Here is a 5,789-nt window from a genome sequence, read left to right on the forward strand (position 1 = left end):
CTCCAGGCTGGCGGCGCAGGTGCTCGACGCGCTCGATCCGCAGCGCTTTGGCGGGCTGGTCAAGAGCGCGGTCGCCAGGCGGCTGACCGAGACGGAGGTCGCGCCCGTCGCGGGCCAGTTGCTCAAGGCGGCGATGGCGGAGGATCGCCACCTGCCGCTGCTCGACGCCGCGATCGGCTGGGCCGGCGCCGCGCTCGCCGACAACGAGCCGCTGATCCGCCAGATCGTCCACGACAAGGTGGGCTCGATCCTGCGCTGGACGGGACTGGACGAGACCGTGTCCAATCGCCTGATCGATGGCCTGTCGGGCCTGCTCGCCGACATGGCCGCCGATCCCGAACACCCGCTGCGGCTGCGCGCGGAGAACGGGCTCGCGCGGCTGGCCTGGGACCTGCGCTTCGATCCGGCCGTGCAGGCGAGGGTGGAGGGCGCCAAGGCGGCGCTGATCGCCAATCCGGCGATGCAGCGCTTCCTGGACGGATTGTGGGAACAGGCGCGCGCCGGCCTGCTGGCGATCGCGCGCGATCCGGAAGCCGCGATGCGCGGGCGGCTGGGCGATGTGCTGCGCCAGATCGGCGAGACGCTGCGCGACGACCGCCGGCTGGCCGCCACGATCAACCGCTTCGTCCGCCGCGCGGCGGTGGGCGCGGCGGCGGATTACGGCGACGGCATCGTCCGGCTGGTCTCCGACACGGTACGAAGCTGGGACACCGCGACGATCACGCGCCGGCTGGAGAACGCGGTCGGCAAGGACCTCCAGTACATCCGCGTCAACGGCACGCTGGTGGGCGGGCTGGTCGGGTTGCTGATCCACGGCGTGGACATGGTGCTGGGGTAATCGGGAGAGCCCCCTCCCGCTCGCGGGAGGGGGTTGGGGGTGGGCTCTCCCATCGTGAGGCGAGTACCCCGGTCGAGCGCGGAGCCCACCCCCCAGCCCCCTCCCGCGTGCGGGAGGGGAGCAACCCCTCGTCCCTTCCGCTCGCGGGAGGGGAGCCCTGCCATTCACAACCCGTTCACCGCGCTTGCCCCGCCCGCGCGCGCCTGCCAAGGAGGCGCGCGATGGCGGCGATGGCTGAGTTCAGCGAGGACCGGGCGGACGGCGGCACCGTGCGCTTCCGTGGCGACCTGTCGCTCGCCCGGCTGGGCGCGTTGCCGGAGCGGCTGGACAAGGTCGACGGCGCGTTCAAGCGGGTCGACCTGAGCGGGATCGACCGCATCGACACCGTCGGCGCCTGGCTGGTGCACCGCTTCGCCATCCGCCACGAGGCGGTGGTGGAAGGGCTGGACGCCGACGACCAGCGGCTGTTCGATCAGGTGATCGCCGCCGAACAGCCGGTGTCGCTGCCGCCCAAGCAACCGTCCGGGCTGATCCATCTGATCGGCGAGATCGGCGACGCGACGGTCGCGGCTGGGCGCACCTTCGTGGGCCTGCTCGGCTTCCTGGGCGCGACCACGCTCGCCTTCCTGGCGGTGATCCGCCATCCGGGACGGTTCCGCTACAACGCCACCGTGCAACGCTTCGAGGTGGTGGGCGTCACCGCGCTCGGCATCATAGGGCTGATGAGCTTCCTGATCGGCATGGTCATCGCGCAGCAGGGCGCGGTGCAGCTCGCGCAGTTCGGCGCGGAGAGCTTCACCATCAACCTGGTCGGGCGGCTCACCTTCCGCGAGATGGGCGTGCTGATGACCGCGATCATGGTCGCCGGCCGCTCGGGCTCCGCCTTCGCCGCGCAGCTCGGCACGATGAAGCTGACGGAGGAGATCGACGCGATGCGCACCATCGGCGTGTCGCCGATGGAGGCGCTGGTGGTGCCGCGCGTGATGGCGGCGATCCTGCTGATGCCGCTGCTCGGCTTCTATGCGTCGCTGGTCGCGCTGATCGGCGGCGGCCTGCTGGTCTGGACCACGCTGGGCATCCCGCCCGCCGCCTATATCCAGCGCATCCGCGAGGTGGTGCCGATCACCGACCTGTATATCGGCCTGATCAAGGCGCCGGTGTTCGGCGCGATCATCGCCGTCGCCGGCTGTTTCCAGGGCATGCTGGTGGAGGCCGACGCCGAACAGGTCGGCAACCGCACCACGGCGGCGGTGGTGCAGGCGATCTTCATGGTGATCGTCCTCGACGCCTTCTTCGCGGTGTTCTTCACCTGGGTGGGGTGGGTCTGATGCCCCGCAAGCGCGACGACACCGTGGTCGAGGTCCGTGGCCTGCGCAACGGGTTCGGCGACCAGATCGTGCACGATGGGCTGGACCTCAGCGTCAAGCGCGGCGAGATCCTGGGCGTGGTCGGCGGCTCGGGCACGGGTAAGTCCGTCCTGATGCGCTCGATCATCGGGTTGCAGACGCCGCTGGCGGGCGACATCACCGTGTTCGGCGAGCCCACGATCGGGCGCGAGGAGACGGACGCGGTCGAGATCAGGAAGCGCTGGGGCGTGCTGTTCCAGGGCGGCGCGCTGTTCTCGACGCTGACCGTCGCCGAGAATGTCGAGGTGCCGCTGCGCGAGTTCTACCCGGACCTCAACGACGCGCTGCTGGACGAGATCGCCTCGTACAAGGTGGTGATGACCGGCCTGCCCGCCGACGCCGCGCCCAAGTTCCCGGCCGAGCTGTCGGGCGGCATGAAGAAGCGTGCCGGCCTCGCCCGCGCGCTGGCGCTCGACCCCGAGTTGCTGTTCCTCGACGAGCCCACCGCCGGGCTGGACCCGATCGGCGCCGCCGCGTTCGACCAGCTCATCCAGGGGCTGCAGAAGACGCTGGGGCTGACGGTGTTCCTCATCACCCACGATCTCGACACGCTCTACGCGATCTGCGACCGCATCGCCGTGCTCGCCGACAAGCAGGTGATCGCGGTCGGCACGATCGACGAGCTGCTGGCGCTCGATCATCCCTGGATCCAGGAATATTTCCGCGGGCCGCGCGGCCGCGCGGCCGTGGCGAGCGTCGAGGCGCACGGGAGCGCGCAGGCGCAGGCGGCGGCGCATCCGACGGAGGTCCGCGACGAGCAGGATCGCGACGCGGGCATCAGCTCCGCCAAGATGAGGGCACATTAGATGGAAACCCGTTCCAACCACGTGCTGGTCGGCTCGGTGGTGCTGATCCTGCTCGCGATGCTGGCGCTGTTCACCGTCTGGCTGGCGCGGATCGGCGGCAAGCACGAGAAGGAGTATGACATCTTCTTCCGCCAGTCGGTCGACGGGCTCACCAAGGGATCGCAGGTCTCCTATTCGGGTGTGCCGTCGGGCGTGGTCAAGGACATCGAGCTGTGGAAGCCCGATCCCGATCTGGTGCGCGTGCGCATCAAGGTCGACGAGGAGACGCCGGTGCTGCAGGGCACGCACGCGTCCGCCTCGTGCAGCTTCACGGGCACGTGCACGGTGGCGCTGGACGGCGCGGTGCGCGGCGCGGCGCCGATCGGCTGCCCATCGGAGGATCCCAGCCCCGCCTGCCCGCTCGGCATCCCCGTCATCCCCCCCAAGCCCGGCGGCTTCGGCGCGCTGCTCGCGTCGGCGCCCAAGCTGCTGGAGAATGTCACCAACCTGACCGACCGGCTGACCAAGCTGCTCGGTGACCGCAACCAGTCGTCGATCCAGGGCATCCTCGCCAACACCGACCGGCTGTCCGCCGCGCTCGCCGATCGCGGGCCGGAGATCGCGGCGACGCTGGCGCAGACCCGCGTCGCGGTCCAGCAGGCGGGCGACGCCAGCCAGAAGATCGGCGACCTCGCCGCCACCACCAACGGCCTGCTCGCCAACCAGGTGACGCCGACGATCGCCAACCTCAACGGCGCGATCGCCTCCGCCAAGAAATCCGCCGATACGCTGAACGAGGTGATCGGCGCGGCCAAGCCGGGGCTGAACACCTTCTCGCGCCAGACGGTGCCGGAGGCGAACCAGCTCGTCCACGACCTGCGCGTGACCGCGACCTCGCTGTCGTCGGTCGCCGAGAAGCTGGATCAGGGCGGCGCCGGCGCGCTGATCGGCTCGTCCAAGCTCCCCGACTACAAGGGCAAGCGTCCATGAAGCATCCCTTCGTCCTGCTCGCCCTGGCGCCGCTCGCGGGCTGCATCAGCTTCGGCGCCAAGCCGCCGCCCTCGCTGCTGACGCTCAGCCCGGCCGCCGTCGTGGCGCCCGGCACGCAGCAGAACTCCGCGACGCAGCGCTCGATCGTGGTGCAGGTTCCCGCCACCGCCGCCGCGCTCGCGACCCCGCGCGTGCCGGTCCAGGCGACGCCGACGACGATCGCCTATGTCAAGGACGCGCTCTGGTCGGAGCCGCCCGCGCGGCTGTTCGCGCGGCTGCTGGCCGATACGGTGACGGCGCGCGCCAATCTGGTGGTGCTGTCGGGCGTGCAGTCGCTGTCCGATCCGAGCGCGGCGCTGGGCGGCGAGCTCAAGGCATTCGGCCTCGACGCCGGCTCGTCGAGCGCGGTCGTCACCTATGACGCGACGCTGATCCGCGCCGGCCAGACCCGCGTCGAGAAGCGCCGCTTCGAGGCGCGCGTCCCCGTCCCCGCGATCGACGCCGCCAGCGCCGGCCCCGCGCTCAACGACGCCGCCAATCAGGTCGCGGCGCAGGTCGCCGATTGGGTGCGCGCGCCGTAGCTACTCGTCACGCTGGCCTTGAGCCGGGGTCCCGCTGCATCTGTCCTACACGCTCGCCACTGACTACACCGGCCGAGCCGGCGGAGAGGTGCCGGCCGAAAAGTCACAGATCCCCCGTCACCGGCGTGACCTTCCACGCCCCTCAAGGCGCCTTGCGCGTCGCCAGCGGCACGTCACACACGTCCACCCCGCCCAGCCCGACCGTCGGCGGCTTGGGATCGGCGCGCGCGGCGAGCATCGCGGCGAAGCGGGAATTGTCCGCCGCGCGGTACTGGTAGTGCGGGCGCTGCCCGGCCGGCAGGTCGCTGGCCAGCCGCACGCTCGCGATCGGCAGCCGCTCCCCGCTTGTCGCGTACATGCCCATCGCCGCGTCGCTGCGCGGCAGCTCCGAGAGATAACCGGCGCCCTCGATCACCCGACCGACGATCGTGTAGTTGCGATCGAGCCGTCGCGCCGAGCCGCCGATCGGCATGAACAGCTCCGTGCCGCTCCCGGTATCGGGCAGCGCGTCGCGCGCGACGCCGACCGTGCCGTAGCAGTGGGTCAGCCACGCGGCGGGGCCGCGCGACGCGATCGCCCAGCCGTCGGCGGTGATGCCGCTCGCCGCGGAGTAGGCATCCGTCACCGGCAGTCGTTGCGCCGCGTGAAATCCCCCGGCCAGGTCGAACTCCGCCGCCGGTCGCGCCGCCAGGCCCGGCGGCGACGGCTTGGTCTCCGCGTCGGTGGGTGAGCCGCCCCATTGCGTCACCCAATTGTCCTGGACCCGATAGATGCTGGTGCCATCCCACCAATGCGCGAGCGCCAGCCGGCGGATGTTGGCGACGTGCTCGGGCGCATAGGTGGTGGCGAGCCGGATCACCACGCGCCGGCCGCCGGCCAGCTCCATCACCAGCAGCTGGTCGTCCGGGATCGCGCGCCAGTCCGCCTCGATCGGATCGGTGGGTGACGGCGGCGCGGCGGTGGCTTGCGGGGCGGCGGCAAGGAGCAGGAGTGGAAGCATGGACGCGAGCGTGCCCCACCGCCCGCGCCCGCGCAACCGCCCGTGCCGTCTTGCGGCCCGGCCCCCGAGCCGCTAGCGAGCCGCCTTCCAGCGTATGCGGAGCGGTGGCCGAGTGGTCGAAGGCGCTCGCCTGGAAAGTGAGTATACGTCAAAAGCGTATCGAGGGTTCGAATCCCTCCCGCTCCGCCA

General features: G+C 71.3%; 6 protein-coding genes and 1 tRNA gene. 6 read left to right on the forward strand and 1 reads right to left on the reverse strand.

What is annotated here, in order from left to right; genetic code table 11:
• From HUU95_RS06870 to HUU95_RS06890, 5 genes are all read left to right on the forward strand, one after another.
• The coding region (locus tag HUU95_RS06870; RefSeq protein WP_174279437.1) for a DUF445 domain-containing protein at positions 1–838 on the forward strand (838 nt) is incomplete at its 5' end.
• Between the two features lie 221 nt (positions 839–1,059).
• A complete protein-coding gene (locus HUU95_RS06875; RefSeq protein WP_174279438.1) occupies positions 1,060–2,166 on the forward strand; it encodes an ABC transporter permease in 1,107 nt (368 codons plus the stop codon).
• Complete coding sequence (locus HUU95_RS06880) at positions 2,166–3,050, forward strand: ABC transporter ATP-binding protein (protein WP_174279439.1); 885 nt, start codon at positions 2,166–2,168, stop codon at positions 3,048–3,050. The genes HUU95_RS06875 and HUU95_RS06880 overlap by 1 nt, the downstream gene beginning before the upstream one ends.
• A complete protein-coding gene (locus HUU95_RS06885) occupies positions 3,051–4,019 on the forward strand; it encodes an MlaD family protein (protein ID WP_174279440.1) in 969 nt (322 codons plus the stop codon). It begins immediately after the preceding gene.
• Positions 4,016–4,600: an ABC-type transport auxiliary lipoprotein family protein gene (locus HUU95_RS06890; protein ID WP_174279441.1), complete on the forward strand. Its 585-nt coding sequence runs from the start codon at positions 4,016–4,018 to the stop codon at positions 4,598–4,600. Before HUU95_RS06885 ends, HUU95_RS06890 begins: the two co-directional genes overlap by 4 nt.
• Positions 4,601–4,742: 142 nt before the next feature.
• Here the strand turns inward: HUU95_RS06890 and HUU95_RS06895 are convergent, their stop codons facing one another.
• Positions 4,743–5,600 (reverse strand): peptidylprolyl isomerase, encoded by an 858-nt coding sequence (locus HUU95_RS06895; protein ID WP_174279442.1) that lies wholly within the window; start codon positions 5,598–5,600, stop codon positions 4,743–4,745.
• Positions 5,601–5,698: 98 nt separating this feature from the next.
• On the opposite strand from HUU95_RS06895, the gene HUU95_RS06900 reads away from it, so the two are divergent.
• Positions 5,699–5,789, forward strand: a tRNA-Ser gene (locus tag HUU95_RS06900).

The organism is Sphingomonas bacterium (genome assembly GCF_903643065.1).
Lineage (GTDB): Bacteria > Pseudomonadota > Alphaproteobacteria > Sphingomonadales > Sphingomonadaceae > Sphingomonas.